General features: G+C 62.7%; 15 protein-coding genes. 7 read left to right on the plus strand and 8 right to left on the minus strand.

Going from position 1 to position 19,896, the window contains the following annotated elements; translation table 11 throughout:
• Positions 1 to 48 precede the first annotated feature (48 nt).
• Entirely contained in the window at positions 49 to 1,071 is a 1,023-nt protein-coding gene (locus tag VUN82_05160; GenBank protein ID XAS74613.1) for a Gfo/Idh/MocA family oxidoreductase, read from the plus strand.
• Between the two features lie 103 nt (positions 1,072 to 1,174).
• On the opposite strand, the gene VUN82_05165 is transcribed toward VUN82_05160, so the two are convergent.
• The 3 genes from VUN82_05165 to VUN82_05175 form a co-directional block, all read right to left on the minus strand.
• Positions 1,175 to 2,391, minus strand: a protein-coding gene (locus VUN82_05165; GenBank protein ID XAS73238.1) for an IS3 family transposase whose coding sequence is annotated in 2 segments (ribosomal slippage) — positions 1,175 to 2,127 and positions 2,127 to 2,391 — 1,218 coding nt in all. Because the reading frame shifts where the segments join, the coding sequence is not laid out codon by codon here.
• A 614-nt stretch (positions 2,392 to 3,005) separates the two neighbouring features.
• The gene (locus VUN82_05170) at positions 3,006 to 5,744 is read right to left on the minus strand and encodes a chitobiase/beta-hexosaminidase C-terminal domain-containing protein (protein XAS73239.1); all 2,739 of its coding nucleotides are present in this window, start codon (positions 5,742 to 5,744) and stop codon (positions 3,006 to 3,008) included.
• A 290-nt stretch (positions 5,745 to 6,034) separates the two neighbouring features.
• Positions 6,035 to 6,835, minus strand: a complete 801-nt coding sequence (locus VUN82_05175) for a gamma-glutamyl-gamma-aminobutyrate hydrolase family protein (GenBank protein ID XAS73240.1) — start codon at positions 6,833 to 6,835, stop codon at positions 6,035 to 6,037.
• A gap of 74 nt (positions 6,836 to 6,909) precedes the next feature.
• On the opposite strand from VUN82_05175, the gene VUN82_05180 reads away from it, so the two are divergent.
• Positions 6,910 to 8,046 carry a Rossmann fold nucleotide-binding protein gene (locus tag VUN82_05180; protein ID XAS74614.1) on the plus strand — a complete coding sequence of 379 codons (1,137 nt, stop codon included), beginning with the start codon at positions 6,910 to 6,912 and terminating at the stop codon, positions 8,044 to 8,046.
• A gap of 15 nt (positions 8,047 to 8,061) precedes the next feature.
• Here the strand turns inward: VUN82_05180 and VUN82_05185 are convergent, their stop codons facing one another.
• The 3 genes from VUN82_05185 to VUN82_05195 form a co-directional block, all read right to left on the minus strand.
• Positions 8,062 to 8,910: a matrixin family metalloprotease gene (locus VUN82_05185; protein ID XAS73241.1), complete on the minus strand. Its 849-nt coding sequence runs from the start codon at positions 8,908 to 8,910 to the stop codon at positions 8,062 to 8,064.
• A gap of 181 nt (positions 8,911 to 9,091) precedes the next feature.
• Positions 9,092 to 9,985, minus strand: coding sequence for a matrixin family metalloprotease (locus tag VUN82_05190; GenBank protein XAS73242.1), 894 nt, complete (start codon positions 9,983 to 9,985; stop codon positions 9,092 to 9,094).
• Positions 9,986 to 10,048: 63 nt separating this feature from the next.
• Entirely contained in the window at positions 10,049 to 11,212 is a 1,164-nt protein-coding gene (locus VUN82_05195; GenBank protein XAS73243.1) for a VIT1/CCC1 transporter family protein, read from the minus strand.
• Positions 11,213 to 11,457: 245 nt separating this feature from the next.
• Between VUN82_05195 and VUN82_05200 the strand changes: the two genes are divergently transcribed.
• Positions 11,458 to 11,652 carry a hypothetical protein gene (locus VUN82_05200; GenBank protein XAS73244.1) on the plus strand — a complete coding sequence of 65 codons (195 nt, stop codon included), beginning with the start codon at positions 11,458 to 11,460 and terminating at the stop codon, positions 11,650 to 11,652.
• 110 nt (positions 11,653 to 11,762) lie between these two features.
• Here VUN82_05200 and VUN82_05205 read toward each other — a convergent pair whose 3' ends face one another.
• Positions 11,763 to 13,304, minus strand: a complete 1,542-nt coding sequence (locus VUN82_05205; protein ID XAS73245.1) for a sodium:solute symporter — start codon at positions 13,302 to 13,304, stop codon at positions 11,763 to 11,765.
• Between the two features lie 267 nt (positions 13,305 to 13,571).
• Between VUN82_05205 and VUN82_05210 the strand changes: the two genes are divergently transcribed.
• Complete coding sequence (locus VUN82_05210; GenBank protein ID XAS73246.1) at positions 13,572 to 14,147, plus strand: cupin domain-containing protein; 576 nt, start codon at positions 13,572 to 13,574, stop codon at positions 14,145 to 14,147.
• A 32-nt stretch (positions 14,148 to 14,179) separates the two neighbouring features.
• Here VUN82_05210 and VUN82_05215 read toward each other — a convergent pair whose 3' ends face one another.
• Positions 14,180 to 16,153 (minus strand): amino acid transporter, encoded by a 1,974-nt coding sequence (locus VUN82_05215; GenBank protein ID XAS73247.1) that lies wholly within the window; start codon positions 16,151 to 16,153, stop codon positions 14,180 to 14,182.
• 231 nt (positions 16,154 to 16,384) lie between these two features.
• On the opposite strand from VUN82_05215, the gene speB reads away from it, so the two are divergent.
• The 3 genes from speB (at position 16,385) to VUN82_05230 (ending at position 19,892) form a co-directional block, all read left to right on the plus strand.
• A complete protein-coding gene (speB, locus tag VUN82_05220) occupies positions 16,385 to 17,455 on the plus strand; it encodes an agmatinase (GenBank protein ID XAS73248.1) in 1,071 nt (356 codons plus the stop codon).
• Entirely contained in the window at positions 17,452 to 19,155 is a 1,704-nt protein-coding gene (locus VUN82_05225; protein ID XAS73249.1) for a thiamine pyrophosphate-binding protein, read from the plus strand. Before speB ends, VUN82_05225 begins: the two co-directional genes overlap by 4 nt.
• A gap of 254 nt (positions 19,156 to 19,409) precedes the next feature.
• The gene (locus VUN82_05230) at positions 19,410 to 19,892 is read left to right on the plus strand and encodes a MarR family transcriptional regulator (GenBank protein ID XAS73250.1); all 483 of its coding nucleotides are present in this window, start codon (positions 19,410 to 19,412) and stop codon (positions 19,890 to 19,892) included.
• The last annotated feature ends 4 nt before the right edge of the window (positions 19,893 to 19,896 follow it).

Below are 19,896 nucleotides of genomic sequence, written 5' to 3' on the forward strand. Positions count from 1 at the left end.
ATCCCTCTTAAGACTCAACTTCTGCTGCACTGACGGAGACAGATAATGATGAAGCAAGTGACCCTCGGCCTTGTGGGTGTTGGCCGGATCGGTGTAATGCACGCCAAGAACATCAGTGCGCTCAACCAAGTCCTGAACCCGGAGGGGGTCCAGGTCCAACTCAAGCTGACCGATGTTGCCGGCGAACACGCCCGTTCCGTGGCCGCTGAATGTGGAGCGGAATTCCTGGGTTCAGTGGCGGAGCTGATCTCCTCGGGTGTGGATGGACTGGTGATCGCCACCGGCACGGCGACACACCCGGACCTCATCCGCGCCGGTGTGGATGCTGGGATTCCCGTGTTCTGCGAGAAGCCGGTGGCTGTGAATGTCGCCCAGTCCCTGCCGGTCCTTGAGTACATCCGGGAGAAGGGTGGAACCGTGCAGATCGGCCACCAACGCCGCTTCGACGCCGGCTACCTGGAAGCCAAGCGGGCCTACGAAGCCGGAGAATTGGGCTGGATCCACTCCGTCCGTGCCCTCACATGCGACATGACACCGCCGCCGGTCCAATTCCTGGCAACCTCAGGCGGTCTGTTCCGGGACTGCTCCGTGCACGATTTCGACATCCTTCGGTGGCTCACGGGCAAGGAAATCGTGGAGGTCTACGCCAAGGGCTCCAACAATGGCGACCCCGCAATCGGTGAGGTGGGTGACGTAGATACCGCCTTGGCAGTAGTAACTTTCGACGACGGCACGGTAGGCACGGTCTCAGCCAGCCGTTACAACGGGGCCGGGCACGATGTCCGCCTGGAACTCCAGGGCTCGGATGGCTCCGTGGTGGTTGGCATGGACGAACAGATGGCTGTCCGCTCGGCCGAGCCAGGGGTTGCGTTCCCGTCCGGCAACTCCCACAAGACCTTTGCCGAACGCTTCGACCAGGCGTACCGCTCTGAGATGGCCGCATTTGTTGAATTGGTCCTCGGGGAACGCAAGAATCCGTGCACCCCCGAGGACGCTGTCGCTGCTTCCAAGGTGGCCGACGCCGCCCAGGAATCCCTCGAAACCGGCGTCCCCGTCCGCGTCGCCCCCTGATCTTCTCTCACATCCTGCGGCTTTTTCCCCGATCCTCTCTCACATCCTGCGGGATTGCCGGCGTTCCTGCGCTCGTCAAGTTTTTGAGACAGTTTCGTTGGTGTTAGGCGGCCAGGGGTTCCTGGGCGCGGTTGTGGTGGTTTTCGTGGGCGGCGGCCGGTGGGATGCCGCCGGCCCTGCGGTTGGGACGGCGGCGGTTGTACCAGCCTTCGATGTAGTCCATCACTCCGGTCCGGGCTGCGAGTCTGGAGCCGAATCCGTGGTGGTGGTAGAACTCGGTTTTGAGGTGGGAGAAGAAGTTCTCGGCGACCGCGTTGTCCCAGCACACCCCGACCTTGCCCATGGACTGGGTGACCCCGTTCTGGCCGCACCATTCTTGGAATTCGTCAGAGGTGTATTGGGTGCCACGGTCGGAGTGGAACACCACACCATGCTCGGCGAAACGGCCGTGGTTCCGTGCCATCTGCAGGGCTGCGGTGCACAGGCTTGCCCGCATGTGGGCAGCCATGGACCAGCCGATGACCATGCCCGAAAACAGGTCGATGACGGTGGCCAGATAAAGCCAGCCCTCGCCGGTGCGCAGGTAGGTGATGTCTCCGACCAGACGGGTCCCGGGCACTGCGGAGGTGAAGTCGCGTTTGCCCTGTTCATCGAGCATGTGGTTCTCGATGTGGGCGGTCTTGGCTTGCGGGTCCTGGACCGTGGTCCTCTTCCAGGCCCGGGTTCGGATGGCCCGCAGGCCCTTTTCTCGCATGATCGCCCCGACGGTGGGGGCGGAGACCTTGGTCCCGGCCGCGTTGAGCAAAAGCGTCAGCTGGTCACGGCCGGCACGGCCATTTTCCTTCTCGTACAGGCCGGTAACCGCGGTGACCAGATCCTCATGCCGCACGGCACGCGGTGAGGGCCCGGCAGGGGCGCGCCACCGGTAGAACGAGGCCCGGGAGACCTTCAACGCCCGGCACAGCCACACCACGGAATAGTTGGCCTTCTCCGCTTCGATGAACTCGTAGAAGTCCTCTACTTTTGCTTCGCGGCAAAGAAGGCGCTGACTTTTCCCAGGAACTCGACCTCGGCCTTCAACCGCTCATTTTCGGCCAGTGCCTTCCGGTGCTCGTCCCACGGCACCGGCCCCCGTTCTTCAGGCAGGACCGGCGCGGCGCCCTGGTGGCTCTCTCGATGCCTGTGCAGCCAGTTCCCCAGCGTGCTTTCCTTCACCCCGATCTCCTCGGCGACCTGTTTCACCGACCGGTTCGTGGACAAAACAAGCCGCACAGCATCCTCACGGAAAGCGGCATCGTATTTTCTTCTGGGCGTGGTCATCTGAACTGAAGCTCCCATCAAGCTGTCTCACAAAACCATACGACCGCATCCTCTCTCCCTTGCTTCAGGAAAGCCACGACGTCGGCACCTGACCTGAGTGCCGACGTCGGGACCTGCCGCGCGGGACGTGAGAGAGGATCGGGCGAAAGGGGCCTCGATGTGAGAGAGGATCGGCCGAAAGGGGCCTCGATGTGAGAGAGGATCGGTCAGGTAGCTGCTCTCAAGGTGGCCGACGCCGTCCAGGAGTCCCTCGAAACCGGCGTTCCCGTTTCCCGTCCGCGTCGCCCCCTGATCTTCTCTCACATCCTGCGGCTTTTTTCCCGATGTTCTCTCACATCCTGATGGATTGGCGGCGTTCGTCTCTCCCTTGCTTCAGGAAAGCCACGACGTCGGCACCTGACCTGAGTTCGGACGTCGGAACCTGTCGCCCCGGCGGTGAGAGAGGATCGGGCGGGAGGGGCGTCGATGTGAGAGAGGATCGGGCGGGAGGGGCGTCGATGTGAGAGAAGATCGGGCGGAACGTGCCTCGATGTGAGAGAGGATCGGACATAGCTGACGCGGGCCGGATGAGTCTGGGGGAAAACTCCGACCCGCGCCAGGTCTATGGGGGCCGATCAGGCGATGACCTTCATGGCCTGCCAACCCGAGCCGAGGCTAACGGGCGGAACGTTGCTGAGCGTTCCGCTTCCCGATCCGGGATAGAGCCACAAAGTGTCTCCGATACGGCCTACGACGTCGTTCTTACCGTCGCCGTCAAGGTCCCGTGGCCCGGCCAGCGCAGTGCGGGTTCCCCAGCCCGTCCCGATCTGCGTCCATTGCAGCCAGCCCCCGGAACCATTGCCCGGATATAGCCATAATGCGCCTGTATCAGTGCGCCGCGCCAGTACATCTGCCTTGCCGTCACCATTGAAATCGCCGCTGCTGAAGATGGAGTTCATGACGCCCCAACCCCAGCCGACGGTATAGGGGGTCCGCTGTCCTCCAGCACCATTTCCTTCATACAAACGGAGGTCGCCGTTGCTGCGACGTGCCATGAGATCGGGAATACCGTCACCACTGAAATCCCCTGGTGAGAAGAGCTGCGTCATGGTGCTCCAACCGATGCTGACCTGCTTCCGTGCACCAAAGCTGCCAGCTCCATCACCTGGGTAGAACCACAGGACGTCGCCGGATCGTGCCAGGACGTCGGGCTTCCCGTCGCTGTTGAAATCGCCCGGGGTGATGGTGTCCGTGTTGGCTGACCAGGCGGGTGCAGGCAAGGCGAGTTGCCGTGGGCCGAGTCCACCTGCGCCGTTGCCGGGATACAGGTACAGGTTCCCGGCGGTATCAGCCGCCAGGACGTCAGCGCGGCCGTCACCGTTGAAGTCATGGGCCGACGGCGGTCCGGCTGCCGGAACGGTGTACGTCTGGGTAGCCACAGCCGAAGTGTTGCCCGCGGTATCGACGCCTATGTATTTGAGCGTCAGCGTGGAGCTGCCCATCACAATCGGGCTGGTGTACTTGATGTTCGTAGCAGACTCCGTGGCCGTGGGGGTGCTGCCGTTCGTCGTGTAATAGATGGCCGCCCCAGGCTCGTTGGCTGTCAGCGTGATCGTGGCGCCGCTGGCCAAGGCCCGTGAGGTGGGATTGGCCGTCACAACAGGAGCCGTCGTGTCCGGCGGAATCGTGTAGGTCTGTGTTGCGACGTCGGAGGTGTTTCCAGCCGTGTCCTTCGCGAAGTACTTCAGGGTCATGGGGCCGGGCCCATTGAACGTAATTGGCGCGGTATACACCAGGCCGGCCGTGAGGGGATCAGTGCCGTCTGTGGTGTAACGGATTTCCGCTGGTTCGTTGGCGGACAAGGTGATGGTGGTACCTGTTGCGTAGGCCCCGCCTGCAGGGTTGGCCGTCACGACGGGCTTGGTGACGTCAGGGCCCGTGGAGTACGTCTGGGTGGCCACGACCGAGGAATTGTTGGCGCCGTCAACGGCGAAGTACTTCAGGGTCATCGGGCCATTCAGCGGGATGGGGCTGGCGTACTTGCTGCTCGCCGTCGTGGGGTTGCTGCCGTCCGTGGTGTAGTAGATCGTCGCCGTCTCATTGGCAGTGAGGGTGATGGATTGACCCACAGCGTATGTTCCACCCGGAGGCGTCGCAGTGACCACGGGGGCAACGTTGTCCGTTCCCAGGTACGCCTCAAACTCGGCCAGACCGGCGTTCGTGGTGGTGGAGCTTACTGAGGTGATGTTCAAACGCACAGAGCTCACGGTCTTTGCCGGGAAGTTGATGGTGAGTCCGGAGCCATTATTGGGAAGGGCAGGGACTGTCACTGTGCTTCCGTCCGAGAACAACAGGTTTCCTCCGGTGACTTGGTCCGAGAGGAGCGGCCGGTCGAACAAGGTCACCGAGTTGATGGTCCTTGTGGGGGAGAAGTTGTATTGAATCCAACTGCCTGCCTTTTCGCCGGCTGTTACCCACTCACGGGTTGCGTCCATGGGGGCGCCCCAGTCGTACCCATCCCGGGCCTTCTCCGGACTCTGGGCTGCTGCTTTCTGGGATGACGCCGTGACGGTGGTCCCTGCCGACTTAGCGGCGTTGCCCACCCACTCAATGGCTGTGATGTATTGCCGCTTCAGCCACTCGTCGTAGGGGGAATCGGGGCAACCTTCGCCGGGACTGCTGCAGATATACATGTCGAAATCCGCGAATCGCACGAAGGTGTCCACCTTCGCAGTGAGTTCAGCACCCGTCACATTCTGGGGGTACTCGTCAATCACGTATGCATCGTAGGCCAGGGAAGTATGGGGCCCGGTGTAACTGCGCGTAGCCAACTGGGCGAATTTGGCAGTTGCCCAATGGTCGCTGTGGTCGTAGGGGTTGTTAAAGTTGCCGGTCCAATCCTGTGTACGGAACGTGGTCGGTTGGAAGTTGGCCACCAGCCGGTTCAGCGCCGTCTGGAACTGTGACTTGGTGAACGTGGCGGCATTGTCCACGGGCCTGATGGAGGAAAGCCGTCCATCCCAGAGTTTGAGGATGCTCTGATCGTTGTACGCCGCACTGCCATCACCATTCGGGAAACCATCGGGCAGCCGCATGAACACTACCGAGATGTTTGGTGCGCCATTGAGGGTTTGCATAGTGAGCGGCCGATTGGGAACGCCTGCGTCCGAGGTCGTCCAGGAATCAGACACCCCTGCCATCTTGGAGTAACTGGCCCTGATTCCGGCTTCCAGGCCCTTCCAGTACGAAGCGCCCTCGCCGGCCTCGCCCGCAGTGGTAAACACCGTTTGGACGCAGCGTTTGGCTTGGATATCCCTCATGAAATCGGGGCTCAGGAAAATCAGGTCATCGTCCGTGTGGGCAACGATCTGCATGGCCCCGCCGGTTCCGGCACACGGCGGTACGGCTGACACCGCAGGGGCACCCGAAAATGCGACGAGTCCCGCGAAGGCCAGAGCCGGACTAAAGATAAAACCCAGAAGGCTGAAAAAATGGGATTGCCGATTCGGACGACGGACGTGTTTTGGACGGTCCACAACCATGCTCCTTTGAGCAGATGTTGGGCCCCCCAGCCGGCAAACTTACGACGCCCATAGGGACGTCATTCGAATGGAGTTATGCGCTATCCGAGCTCTCAGAGGAACGGAAAGCGATGCAGTGAGCGCTACTGTACTCCTCCGGGCCGGGCCTGAACAGGGTTCCGGCACACTTCCACGAACGCTTTAAAAGGCGCCAACCGCTCCGCATCCGGAAGCTGGGAAGCTTCCGGATGCCACTGCACTGAGGCCACCCAGCGGGAAGGGTCTTCAAGCGCTTCCACAGTGCCGTCGTCGGCGATCGCCGTCACCACCAGGCCTTCACCCACCCTGTCCACCGCCTGATGATGCCCCGAAGCGATCTTGATGGAAGTCCCTTCCGGAGCACCATAGAGCGCGGCGGTCTTCGAACCGGGTACCAGCACGACGTCGTGCCACGCCCACTCGTTGGCCGCGGGGTCATCGGGATTCAAGCCGTTGTGGTTGACGGCCGACGGTGCCATGTCCTGGATCAGCGTCCCGCCGTAGAGCACGTTCAGCAACTGGTGGCCGCGGCAAATCCCCAGCAGCGGAAGGCCGGCGTCGATCGTGGCCCGCGCGACGTCGATGTCCAAGTGATCCTGTTCCGGGTTGACGTCATATACCGAGTCCTCCGGGTCCTGGCCGTAAAGACGCGGTTCCAGGTCCCCGCCGCCGGGCAGCAGCACGCCGTCGAGCGTTTTCATGACCGAGGCCAGACGCCCGGCGCTGTCGGCCGAAACGGGGGTCAGCAACACCGGCTGCGCACCCGCTTCACCGAGCAGATCCACAATAAAGGTGAACAGTTGGTTGGCTTCGCCCACGCGGGCGTCGGGATTGTCCGAGCTGCTAAGGCGGACCGGAACTCCGATACGCGGCCGGGCGAAAGCGCCGTCATCTGAAGTCTTCATGCTTCATCATGCAACGGAACATCGCCCTGCGCGTAAACGGGACTCAGGCCGTTCGGCACTACTACGCTGATGCCATGAATCCCTCCGGTGCCTTGAACCCAAGTCCACGGACGCTCGACGTCGAAAGCATCGTCCATTTCGACAAACTGGTTACTTCCGGGGCCGGGTCCATGCACGGCTGGCACGCACAGTCCCTGGACCTTCGCGGACGTTCACGGGAACTAAAAATGATGGACCCGCAGGGCGCTATCTTCCTGGGATGCACTTTCGACGACGGCATCGAGGAGAGCCTTCGAAGCCGCGGCGCGCTCATCTTTCCCAAGATGCGCGGCGTACCGTTCAACCCGTACCGCGGCACCCTCTACACAGCAAGGGAACTCTACGAGGACATTTCCACTACCGAGTATGAAGCCACCCTGGACGCAAGGATTTATGAGTGGAGCATCCTTCCAGGCAAACGGGCAAGCCTGGACGCGACGCTCGCCGCAGCCCTCCACGACCACGCCATTGGCGATGCCCTGGACGAACTGCTGCAAGACGGTGAGTTATCCGGTACCAAGCTGGTAGGCGTCATGGGAGGACACGCCGCCCAGCGCGGAACCAAGGAATTCGACGACGCCGCGCGGCTGGGTCGCTTGCTCGCGCAAGCCGGATTCACGGTAGCCACCGGCGGTGGCCCCGGTGCGATGGAAGCAGCCAACATGGGCGCCTACCTCAGCGGACTGCCCGACGCCGATTCCACCGCAGCCCTGCAAACGCTCGCTTCCATCCCCGGGTTCAGGCCCTCGGTGACGGCTTGGGCGCGGCAAGCAGCCGCCGTCGTCGAACGTTACCCGGAAGGCACCGCGACGCTCGGCATACCCACGTGGTTCTACGGCCACGAGCCACCAAACCTGTTCGCAACCCACATCGCGAAGTACTTCGCCAACGCGATCCGGGAAGCGATCCTCCTGGAGCTTTGCAACGGTGGGATCGTGTTCCTGCCGGGTTCCGCCGGAACCGTGCAGGAGATCTTCCAGGACGCCTGCGAAAACTATTACGGCGCCCCCGAAACCATCACTCCCATGGTCCTGGTGGGCCGCGATCATTGGGAACAGACCTACCCGGCGTGGCCGATGCTGCGGAGCCTCGCTGCCGGGAGGCCCATGGCGGAGAGGATCTTCCTGGTGGACACTGTGGAGGATGCGCTCGCAGTCGTGGCCGCGGGCTAGAAGTTGCTGGAAGGGCTAGAAATCCTTACTGCAGGGGCCGGAGCCGAGTTGGGCAAGGCCCGTCTTGTCCCCGGCGGCGTACTCGCGAACCCACGAGGCTTGGTCGTACATCAGTTGGCGGGGGTCATCCACATGGTCCAAACCAAGAACGTGTCCGAGTTCGTGCATGATCACGGCCGTGCCCACTTCCTTGCCCTGGGGTGAGTCCATGATCCCGGCGAACTGGGGTGCATCCAACGATACCGAGCCAGTCACGTAAGCCTTATAGCCGTTGCTCAGGCCGATGGAAGAGCTTCCGCCCAAGCCGACCGTTTGCCCGGTCAGCCTCGGCACCTGCTCTGGTGTAGTCCAGGCAATGAGCACAGGCGCCCAGCGGTCACCGTAAGTCGTCGGCTGGTAGCCGGCCCTGTTGGTGGTGGGTAATTCGGACGTCGGACCGTCATAAATGAAGTGCAGCCCGGAGGCGAGGCTGGCCTGCCGGACGGCGTCCTCCACCATCGAATACCAGCTTGTTGGGGCCAGGTCCGAGTTCACCACGTAGTGGATCGGCCTGCAAGGGGAGTATGCCAGGGGAGTTCCGTCTGCTTTGACGGCCAGGAATTTGTAGGAAGTGCTGGTTCGCTGCAATGGCGCCGGCGTCCCCAGTGGCGCGTCGGCTTCTTCAAAGCCGGGCAGTGGATCCTGACGCTGGCCAAAGGGAACCAGCCCGGGGTGCGGCGCCTGGCTCTGCGTCGTGGAATCGGACCAGAACCTTTGAAGTTCGCCGCTGAAGTAGGCGCCGGCGCAGACCAAACCGAGGATGCCGAACAGGAACAGGATGGCCGCGATGCTGCTGTGTTTGATGGGCGGTCTGGGCGGCGGCATGGCATGCTGCTGATAAGGCGGCGGGGGATAGGGGTCAGGCCTCTCTGGCGACCCATAAGGTTCCATCGAACCCCCTCACGGGACGGCCCAATCGGACGGTGAGCGCCGCCGTCGGCCGCTTCCGTCAGGATAGAACCGATGGCGCGGTGAGTCCATGGCGGTGAGGCCAAGCTTCGGAGCTTCAGATGTCCTTGCGGCAAGGAGCCGAGGCCAGGAGGTGGAGGCCGTTCAGGTCGCCGGCGGCCAATCCGTCAGGGGCGCCGATCTCCGGGTACATCAGCTGAATGGGATCATCAACATGATCCAAACCCATGACGTGCCCCAGTTCGTGCTGCATGACGGCCAGCACGTAGTCCGAACCACCCTCCTCGGCAAGGAGCTCCATTACTTGCGGGGTGTCGAGCTCCAGGCTGCCCGTGATGTAGCTCTTGGGACCGTTGTTGAGCGAGTACATGGTGCTGCCGCCCGTACCGATGACGGTCTCAGCCAGCGCCGGAGCCGTCTCAGGTGTGGTCCATGAAATCAGCAAGGGCGCCCACCGGTCGCCGTACTTGGACGGTTGGTACGGTTCGCGTTTCGCTGTGGGGAGTTCGTCGGTGCTGCCATCGTTGACGAACTGGATCCCGGATGCCGCAGAAATATTGGCGATTGCGGTGGTAAGCAGTGCATCCGTACCCTCAGGCGCAGTGGCGTCGTTTACTACGTAGTGCAAGGGTCGGCACGGCGAGTACCCAACCGGGGTGCCGTCGTCGTTGGTTGCAAGGAACTTGTATGAATTGCTGGCGTTAGCTGGTGGCAGTGGCGACGCCAGCGGGGCGTCCGCCTCCTCGATTCCTGGCGGCGGCGCGTCCAAGGCACGGGCCGGGGTCTGCTGGATCGGCTCGCTCTTGGGCGAATTGGGCAGGGCCACGCCCGGAAACAGCCCGACGATTCGCGGATCGCCGTGGAGCAAACCGCTGACAAGGACAGCCACGACGGCGGCGACACCGGCCATGAGGACGCCACGAAGAATTCGGAGGGTTGTGCCCGCACGGCGGTGTTTTGGCGCGCGCAACGGCGGCTGCTCCGAATCCACGGTTCTCCATTCCCTACGCCCCGGTCACGCGGGGCCGCGCGGAGGACGAACCAACATTACCGCCTAGACGATCATCGTTCCGAACGCGAGGCCAAGCGCGTAGGTGGCTGCCGCAGCACCCAGGCCGATCGCCAACTGCCGGAAGCCACGGCTCAGCGGTGAGGTCCCGGACAACAGCCCGACGACGGCGCCAGTCGCCAGGAGCGCGATGCCCACCAGAACACCGGCTACTACCAGTGCCGCCACACCCGTCATGCCGAAAATGAACGGAAGGATGGGCACGATGGCACCAGAGGCGAAGAAGCAGAAGCTGGACATCGCGGCACCCCACGCAGACCCCACGGTTTCGTGGTCGTCAGCGGGTTGCTCCTTCTCCGGTTGCAAGGAAAGGCTCGGATCGCAGTCGCAACTGAAGAGTCCCATGCGTTCGGCGGCGCGGTGCTCGGCGGCCTCGCGGGTCATGCCCCTGGCCAGGTAGACCAGCACGAGCTCGTTGTGCTCGATGTCCAGAGAAGGGGCGGCAGTGAGGGTAGCCTGCGTGGGCAGCGTGGCGTTGAGCAACTCCCGTTGCGAGCGGACCGAAACGTACTCACCGGCGCCCATGGACAGGGCACCGGCCAGCAAACCGGCCACGCCACTCATGAGGACCACAGGGCTGGGAACGCCCGTTGCGGCCATGCCCATGACCAGTGAAAGGTTGCTCACCAGGCCATCGTTGGCCCCAAAAACGGCGGCACGGAAAGTACCCGAAAGCCTGTTGCGGCCACGGGTGGCAAGACCCCGAACAACTTCTTCGTGGATTTGTTCGTCGGCAACCATGGCCGGGGTCGCGGCAGGCTCGGCACCGTAAGGGGAGCGGCCTTCCGCGCGCTGCGCCAACGCGAGCACGAAGACGGAACCGAAGTGCCGTGCCAGGAAGCCAAGTAGCTGGCTACGGGTGGAGGCACCCTTCGGCATTCCAGCATGCTCTCCGAGCAGCTTGAGCCAGTGTGCCTCATGCCTTCCCTCGGCCTCGGCCAAGGCGAGCAGGATCTGGCGTTCCTCGCCGTCACGACGCTGGGCGAGCTCCCGGTAGACGGCGGCTTCGGCACGCTCATCGGCCAGGTATTGACGCCAGCGCCTGATGTCCGCAGGCGTGGGCGGGGCTGGTTGGGGCGGTGTTCCGGATCCGCGGGCGGGGTCCGGAGCGGGGCTCGACGAACCGTGGGATTCCTGGTGCTTTTGCACTTTCTCTCCTGTGCTGGGTGGGGTAGTTGCGGCCCCATTGCAACGCCCACTGTACCGCTTATTGGCGCGGATTTTTGGCCGGTATTCCTTAGCGGGAATGTTCGGCGTGCCTTAATTTTGGGCGCGATCCACGCATGCCTTGACCCTCTTCAAGCACAGTGCTCAGATGGAAGGACAGGGGCGGGGGCCCTCCCCGTACTCGTCTCAGCAGGCTGCTTGCCAGCCCACCAGACGGAGGTTGCAGCATGGACACCACCGAACCGCACGCCAACCACCCGGAGCGGGAGACCATCGAGTCCGACCCCGCGTACGACTACAGCGAAGACCAGGAAGTCGACGAACCCTGGGTGGAGGAAATCGACGTCCCGGATGACGACGAGCGGGTTGTTCCCCTGGATGAAACCGAAGAATTCCGTGGGGAAGAAGACGAAGAATTCTAAGCGTCCTCCAAGTGGGTCCTGCAACTCGGGAACCCAAGGTAAAGCGCAACGGCGACGCTGCCCCGAAAAGGGGCGGCGCCGCCGTCGAGCATTACTTGGGGCTGGGCCGTTCAGCTGGCGTTGTGGCTGCTGACGGGGTGGGCTTCCAGGGGCAATTCGTCAGAGACTGCCCCGGCCACGCGCTTGTCCCAAGCCGCCCGAACTTCGGGTTCGGTGGGCGGCGTGAGGAGGGAAATCACGACGTATGCCACGAACGAGGCAGCCAGGCCGTAGTAGATGGGTTCGTTGGCGTAGACGCCGTCGACGCTCGGGATGAGTCCAGTGGCGAACAGAATCAGCAAGGCCAGAGTCAAAATGGAGCCCACTGCCATGGACCAGGCAGCAGCGATACCGGTTCCGCGCTTCCAGACGAGGCCGCCCAGAATCGCGACCAGGAGGCCGCCCACCAGGATGTCGTAGGCAATGGTGAGGGCAACCACCACGTCCTGCGCGGCCATGGAGATCAGCACCGCAACGATGCCAAGGCCAAGAACCCAGTAACGGTTGGCCTTGACGTCGTGCTCAGGGTTTTCGGTGTCGTCGGTGTTGATGGTCTTGCCGAACCAGCTGGCCACGAACGGAACAACATCTGCGCGAGCCACGGTGGCGGCGGCAATCAGGGCACCTGAAGCGGTGGACATCATGGCTGCAACAGCTGCGGCCATGACAAGGCCGCCGATGCCGATGGGCAGGATGTTCGTTGCCACTTCGGCATACACCACGTCCTTGCCAAGGCTTGCCACATCGATGTTGGGGAGTGCTACCCGGGCAGCCAGGCCGATCAAGGCGCCAGCCACACCGTAGAGGATGCAGTAAACGCCGGCCGTCGCTCCGCCCCAGCGTGCAACCTTGGGAGTTTTGGCGGTGAAGACGCGCTGCCAGATATCCTGGCCGATCAGGAGTCCGAGTGTGTAGACGACGAAGTACGTGATGATCGTCTGGACACCGATTCCGTCAATCTGGAAGAAGCTGGCATCGACGCGTTCACGGATGCCGTCGAGTCCTCCGGCTGCGTTCATGACGAAGGGGAGCATCAGGAAGAAGATGCCCACGGTCTTGATGATGAACTGGACCTGGTCGGCAAGGGTGATGGACCACATGCCACCGATGGTCGAGTAAACAAGCACAATTGCACCGCCGACGGCGATCGCCATCCAGCGCGGCCAATCGAAGAGGACGACAAAGATGGTGGCATAGGCGCCGGTGGACGTGGCGCAGAGCATGAGGGTGTACGCCAGCATCACGATGCCGGAGGTCTGCGTGGCCTTGCTGCCGTAGCGAAGGCTCAGCATTTGGGAGACCGTGTAGATCTTCAGGCGCTGGATGGTGCCAGCGAAGAGCAGGCTCAGGAGGAGGACGCCGGCGCCGATTGCGACGACCAGCCACATCCCCGAAATGCCGAATTTGTAACCCAAGCCGACGCCGCCGACGGTGGATGCGCCACCGAGGACAACTGCGGCCATGGTTCCGGTGTAAAGGAAGGGGCCCAGACGGCGGCCGGCCACGAGGAAGTCGCTGTTGTTCTTGGTGCGGGACTTGCCCCACCAACCGAATGCAAGCATGGCAAGCAGGTACACCACCACAATGGCGATGTTTATGAACGATGAGTCCATGAGTGGCTCCTTGGAGCTGGTGCACGGAGGTTGGGGTTTTCGACGATACTCCTGGGAATCGCCGAAGTCTCCGTGCTGATGATGGGAGATTGGGTTCGTGTTGTGTGCCTCACAGACAACACTTGTTGCCTATGAGGATATGTTGTGATCGGAGTAACAGTCAAGGGGCTTTGGTCATCGTTGGGCTGTTTGTGGCTCTCACTGCCCGGGATCCCGCTACTATTGCTGCAATGACAGGGCCCAATGACAGGCCTGAAAGGTTCGTGAATGAAGGCTCTCCCCGTTGAACCAAGCAACGTTCCCGTTGCCATTGGTTCCAGAATCCGCGCAGCCCGTCAGGCGCAGCGCCTCACCATCGAACAAGTGGCGGACGCCACGGGGCTGACCAAGGGCTTCCTCAGCCGTGTCGAGAGAGACCTGACATCGCCGTCGGTCGCTTCCCTCGTAACCCTTTGCCAGGTCTTGTCGGTGTCGGTAGGAGACTTGTTCGCAGCTCCGGAAACGCACCTCACCAGGCGCGACGACGGTCCACGGATTTCCCTGGGTGGCCAGGGCATTGTGGAGCGCTTGCTAACTGCCCGCTCGGAGCGGCGCCTGCAGATCCTTCAGGCCACCATCGAACCGCGGGGCCGTGGAGAGAACGAGCTCTACGCCGTGGACTGCGACGTAGACGTCCTCCACGTGGTCAAGGGACGCATCAAACTCATCCTGACCAACGAGGAGTATGACCTCGAAGAAGGCGACACGCTCTCCTTCCCGGGCAGGGAACCCCATACCTGGGTCAATCCCACGGACGAAACCGTCGAGGTGCTCTGGATTTTGGTGCCGGCAGCGAGCCGCTAGATCTTCCAAGCCCACGAAGCAACGAGGCGCTGTTAGCCCACGTGGACCCAGGGCCGGCGGGTGATGTCCGGCTCAGCTTCACGCAGTACCTCGCGGGTCACCGGCGCGATCTCGCCCTCACCGAAGAATAGGAACTTGCTGAGGTTGGAGATCGGGTTGCCCTCGGTCCAGCGGAAGTAGATGTGCGGCATGAAGCCGGTCACGTCGCGGATGTGAAGCAAGACGGCGGCAAGTGTGTTGGGCACGTTGTTGCTGTGGACTTCCAGGATCTTGAACCCGTGCCGGAGTTTGCCAACCACCTGGAGTTCCTGCTCGAAGTCTGAGCTGTCGTCAACGATGATCTCGATGAACACCGCATCGCAATCCAGTGGCAGGTGGTTGGCCTGTTGCGCGTGCTGGAGCTTCTCGCGGTACCGCCCGGCGCTGAGGTGCTTTGGTTCATGGGCGATGATCCGGACCGGTCCGTCGACGTTGTTCGCGGTGAATTCGAGTGCAGTCTGGTCCATCTTGATATGCGTGGCACGGAGCTCGAAGGCACGCCGGATCCGGGAAATGAAGCTCACCACCATGATGCCCAGAATGAACAGCGCGGCGATCTTCAGGCCGTCCGGACGCTCGATCGAGTTGACCACGGTGGTGTAGATGAAGACCAAGGACACGAGGCCGAAGCCGATGACCTGTGCCCGCTGCTTCTTTCGCCGGGCGGACAGTGTCACGGCGATGGAGGCGGAGGTTATCAAGACGAGTACACCAGTGGCATAGGCGCCACCCTGCGCATTGACGTCGGCTTGGAAAATGATCGTCACGATAAAGGCGATGACTGTGAAGACCAGGACGAGTGGGCGCAGTGCGCGGACCCACGCTGGAGCCATGCCGTAGCGCGGCAGGTACCTGGGGACCAGGTTCAGCAGGCCGGCCATGGCCGAAGCGCCGGCGAACCACAGGATAGCGATGGTACTGACGTCGTACACTGTGCCGAATCCGTCGCCCAGGAACTTGTGGGCGAGGAAAGCCAAGGCGCGCCCATCAGCCTTTTCGCCGGGTTCGAATTCTGCGGCTGGGATCAGCATGACGGTGGTGAAGCTGGATGTGATGAGGAACGAGCTCATGATGATGGCGGCGGTGGTCAGGAGCTTGTGGGCGCCCTTGATCCGGCCGGCCGGGTTGGCCTCAGTGTCGGATGCATGGCCCTTGATCTGTGGCATGACTGCGACGCCGGTCTCGAACCCCGAGAGGCCAAGGGCCAATCGTGGGAATACCAGCAGCGCAAGGGCAATCATCAGGATGGGATCGCCGTGGGATGTGTTCAGCGCCGTCCACCAGTCAGAGATCACCCGGGACTCTGTGAACACGTGGCCTATGGAGACGATGACCACCACAAGGTTCAGGGCCAGAAACGCGGCGACCAGGACGACGGCCACGTTGATGGCTTCTTTGAATCCGCGCAGGAAGACGATGCCTAGTCCTGCAATCAGGGCCAGGGTGATGACAACCTGCTGGCCTTCCAGGAAATGCGGAGCAAAGGGGTTCTCAATGAGGTGCGCAGTCGCGTCGGCGGCGGAGAGGGTGATGGTGATCATGAAGTCCGTGGCCGCAAAGCCGAGGAGTGCCAGGACGAACAACTTGCCTCCCCATCGAGGAAGCAGGCGCTCGAGCATGGCAATGGAACCCTCGCCCCGGGGACTTTCCCTGGCAACGCGACGGTATACAGGCAGTGCACCGGCCAAGGTGACGAAGACCAGGAGCAGCGTGGCCAACGGCGACAGCAAGCCGGCAGCCAGGGCAGCGATTGCAGGCTGGTAGCCCAGAGTCGAGAAGTAGTCCAGGCCCGTCAGGCACATGACCTTCCACCAAGCTTGCGGTTTGTGAGCTTCCGCTGGCTGTCCGTGCGGACCCTGCCGCTTGCCCGAGGTATCCGGCATTCCTTCCAGCAGCCACGATTTGAGGTGGAATGCCTTTTTGAGTCGGTCTGCAGGATCGGCCGGCGGCCTGGTCAGGGTAGTCACGTTGTCCTTTCGGGCAGCAGTGTGCTGCTTAGGCAAGGAGCGTATGGCCACCGTCAGCGGCTCAACCCCGGTTTTTATGGAATCTTTACGCCTCATGTGACCGGCATCTCAGATGAGCTCACCAGCAAAGGGGACTTGTAAACAGGTGATGCTTATTAGGAAACTTTGAGTGTATGATGGGTGTCACAGTTAGTGATTCATCTCGACCTATCCACTAAGGAGTGGCGCATTTTGGAAGAGCTCCGTATTGAAGCCAACGGGAACCTCGGTCCCATCGATTCATCCCGCATCCCGCGCTACGCCGGTGCCGCCACCTACGCCCGCCTGCCCCGCTTGGACCAGGTATCCAAAGCTGACGTCACGGTTGTTGGCGTACCTTTCGATTCCGGCGTTTCCTACCGTCCCGGCGCCCGCTTCGGCGCGAACCATGTGCGTGAGGCCAGCCGCCTGCTGCGCCCGTACAACCCTGCCTGGGATGTCAGCCCGTTCGAGAACATCCAGGTGGCAGATGCTGGCGACATGGCGGTGAACCCGTTCAACATCAACGAGGCCATCGAGACAATCCAGCAGAACGCCCTGGACCTCACGGCCAACGGCAGCAAGCTCGTCACCCTGGGTGGCGACCACACCATCGCCCTTCCGCTCCTGAGGGCAGCAGCAGAGCGCGCCGGTGAGCCGGTGGCCATGCTCCACTTCGACGCACACCTGGACACCTGGGACACCTACTTCGGCGCTGAATACACGCACGGCACGCCGTTCCGCCGCGCAGTGGAAGAAGGCATCCTGGACACGGAGGCCATCAGCCACGTGGGTACCCGCGGTCCGCTGTATGGCAAGAAAGACCTCGACGACGACCACCGGTTTGGCTTCGGAATCGTCACCTCCGCTGACGTCTACTACCAGGGCGTCCTGGAGACAGTGGCCAAGATCCGCGACCGCATCGGAAGCCGTCCGCTGTACATCTCGGTGGACATCGACGTCCTGGATCCTGCACACGCGCCCGGCACCGGTACCCCCGAAGCCGGCGGCATCACCAGCCGTGAACTGCTCGAGATCATCCGTGGTTTCCGTGGCATGAACCTCGTCGGTGCTGACATCGTGGAAGTTGCCCCGGCTTATGACCACGCCGAAATCACTGGCGTTGCCGGCAGCCACGTTGCTTATGAACTGGTAACCCTCATGGCGGACAACGCGGTTGCAGGCGACCGCCACGGCGCGCCGAACGGCTACGCCCAGCAGGCCCTCGGAGCACGCATGGCAGAACTCGCCCAGGCAACCGGCACGGCTGGAGAGACGCGATGATCGATTTCGATCCGGGCACTGCCGCGCCCACCAAGGGCACTGATCAGCGCAACGGTGGGGACCTCGTCGTCGAGACCCTCGAAGCGCTTGGCGCGAAGACTGTCTTTGGTATCCCGGGCCAGCACGCCTTGGGTCTCTTTGACGCCATGGGCCGCGGCAACCTGCACTTCGTGTCTTCACGAGTGGAGAACAATTCGGCATTCGCAGCTGATGGCTACTCCCGCGCCACTGGCGAAGTGGGCGTACTGTTCCTATCCACCGGTCCCGGCGCGCTGACCTCCCTTGCTGGTTTGCAGGAGGCCTACGCCACCGGTGTTCCGATGGTGGTTGTTGCCAGCCAGATTCCGCTTGAGGGCCTGGGCGCTCGCCGCAAGGGCATGCTGCATCAATTGGATGACCAGAAGGCTTCGGCTGCGAACGTCACCAAGAGCCAGCGCCTGATCCAGCACGCCTCTGGAATCCCATCGGCCATCCAGGACGCCTGGACCGAGGCGATTTCATCTCCGCAGGGTCCGGTGTGGATCGAGATTCCGCATAACGTCCTGCTGGATCCGATCATGGTCCCGCCGGTGGAGGACGCACTCGCCGAGGCCGCAGACAACCCTCCACGCGTCGAGCTGATCCGCGAGGCCGTGAAGTGGCTTTCGACGGCGGAACGTCCGGCGATCATCGCAGGCGGCGGTACGCGCCGTGGCCGGGCTGAGAAGTCGCTGCTCTCCATTGCCGAGCAGCTGCGCGCACCGGTGATCTGCACCCCTGGCGGCAACGGAGCGTTTCCGTGGAAGCATGAGTTGTCCTTGCAGTCGTGGATCGAGGACCGGTACATGACCGATGTCCTGGAAGATGCAGACGTACTCATCGTCATCGGTTCGTCCCTGGGTGAAGTGACGTCCAACTACTTCACGTTCGAGCCCCGCGGCCGCATCATCCAGATCGATGCCGAACCCCGCGTCCTCGAATCCAACCGGCCAGGCCTGGGCATCCGCGCCGACGCCGGGCAGGCGCTCGCAGCCCTGGACGAAGCTCTCGCAGCAGCCGGTGCCGCTGACACGGTGACGCGTTCCTGGCACGGCACCGCACCTGAGGACCTGGTGAAGGAGTCCCTGGCCAAGGTGAAGGCCCGCTTGGAATCACAGGACCTGGCCAAGGAACTGAAGTTCATGGCCGACATCCGCGAGGCTGTCCCGGCTGATATGCAGACGTTCTGGGACATGACCATCTCCGCGTACTGGGGCTGGAGCTGCTGGGATGCTCGCGAGGGCCAGTTCCATTCCGCGCAGGGTGCTGGTGGCCTCGGCTACGGTTTCCCGGCAGCCATCGGCGGCGCCGTGGGATTGGAAACCACGGGCAAACCCAGCAGGGTTCTGGCTGTATCCGGTGACGGTTCCTCCATGTACTCAATCTCCGAACTTGCCACGGCGAAGCAGCACAACATCCCGGTCACCTGGCTGATCGTGGACGACGGCGGCTACGGCATCCTCCGCGAATACATGGTGGGCGCTTTCGGCAAGGCCACGGCCACCGAGCTTGCACGACCAGACTTCGTCAAGCTGGCCGAGTCCTTCGGCGTGCCGGCCCTCCGGGTGGCCCCGGAGGAAGTGGGGGACGCTCTCAAGGAGTCCTTCGAAGCTGACGGCCCCAACGTCGTCGTGGTTGAGACGCTGCTGAAGATGTTCGGCCCCACCCACCTGGACCACTAAACCGCCGTAGTCAGTCAGCCCCCGCACGTTTCCGTGCGGGGGCTGACTGCGTTTAACATCCAGTTGCTGATCTGCGCCGAGTTCGCCGGGAATCTTGCGAGTTCGCCCGGAAGTCTCGGACGTTCTGGCATTGTTCCCGCGTTTTCGACGGCGGGACCTCCCAGGACCTCCGGGACCGCTTGGCTTCTTTAGTTTCCCAAAGCAATCATTATGGGTTATAGTTGCTTTAGGCAAACAAAAAAGGGGTGTTTTCCATGTCCGTCGGTTCTGCCACAGCAACCGATCTTGTGCATCAAATATTCGACCTCCAGCGCACTCTGCGCTGCGTGGTAACCGCCCACATGGCCCGCGTTCCCGACGTCGGGATGGCGGTCCAAGGCGTCATGCGCTTTATCGGCGAGGGGGAGACCCGGGCAACAGCACTGGCTGCCCGCCTGGGCGTCAGCGCGCCGGTCCTGAGCAGGCATGTGGCCGAACTGGAGGAACTTGGCTTCGTCGCCAGGCGGCCTGATCCGGCGGACGGCAGGGCCCAGCTCCTTGCCCTGACGGAGGATGGCGCGGCGAAGCTGCGCGACTTCGAAGAACAACGCAGCGTGAGGCTGCGGGATTACCTGGCGGATTGGAGCGAGGCTGACGCCCTCGAGGCCTCCCAGGTCATCAACAAACTCACCACGTCCCTCAAGGACTCAATCCGGGCAACGGCGGCCGGCTCCACTACGACGACTCACACAGCTTAGGAGC

It is taken from the genome of Micrococcaceae bacterium Sec5.1, assembly GCA_039636795.1.
GTDB lineage: Bacteria > Actinomycetota > Actinomycetes > Actinomycetales > Micrococcaceae > Arthrobacter.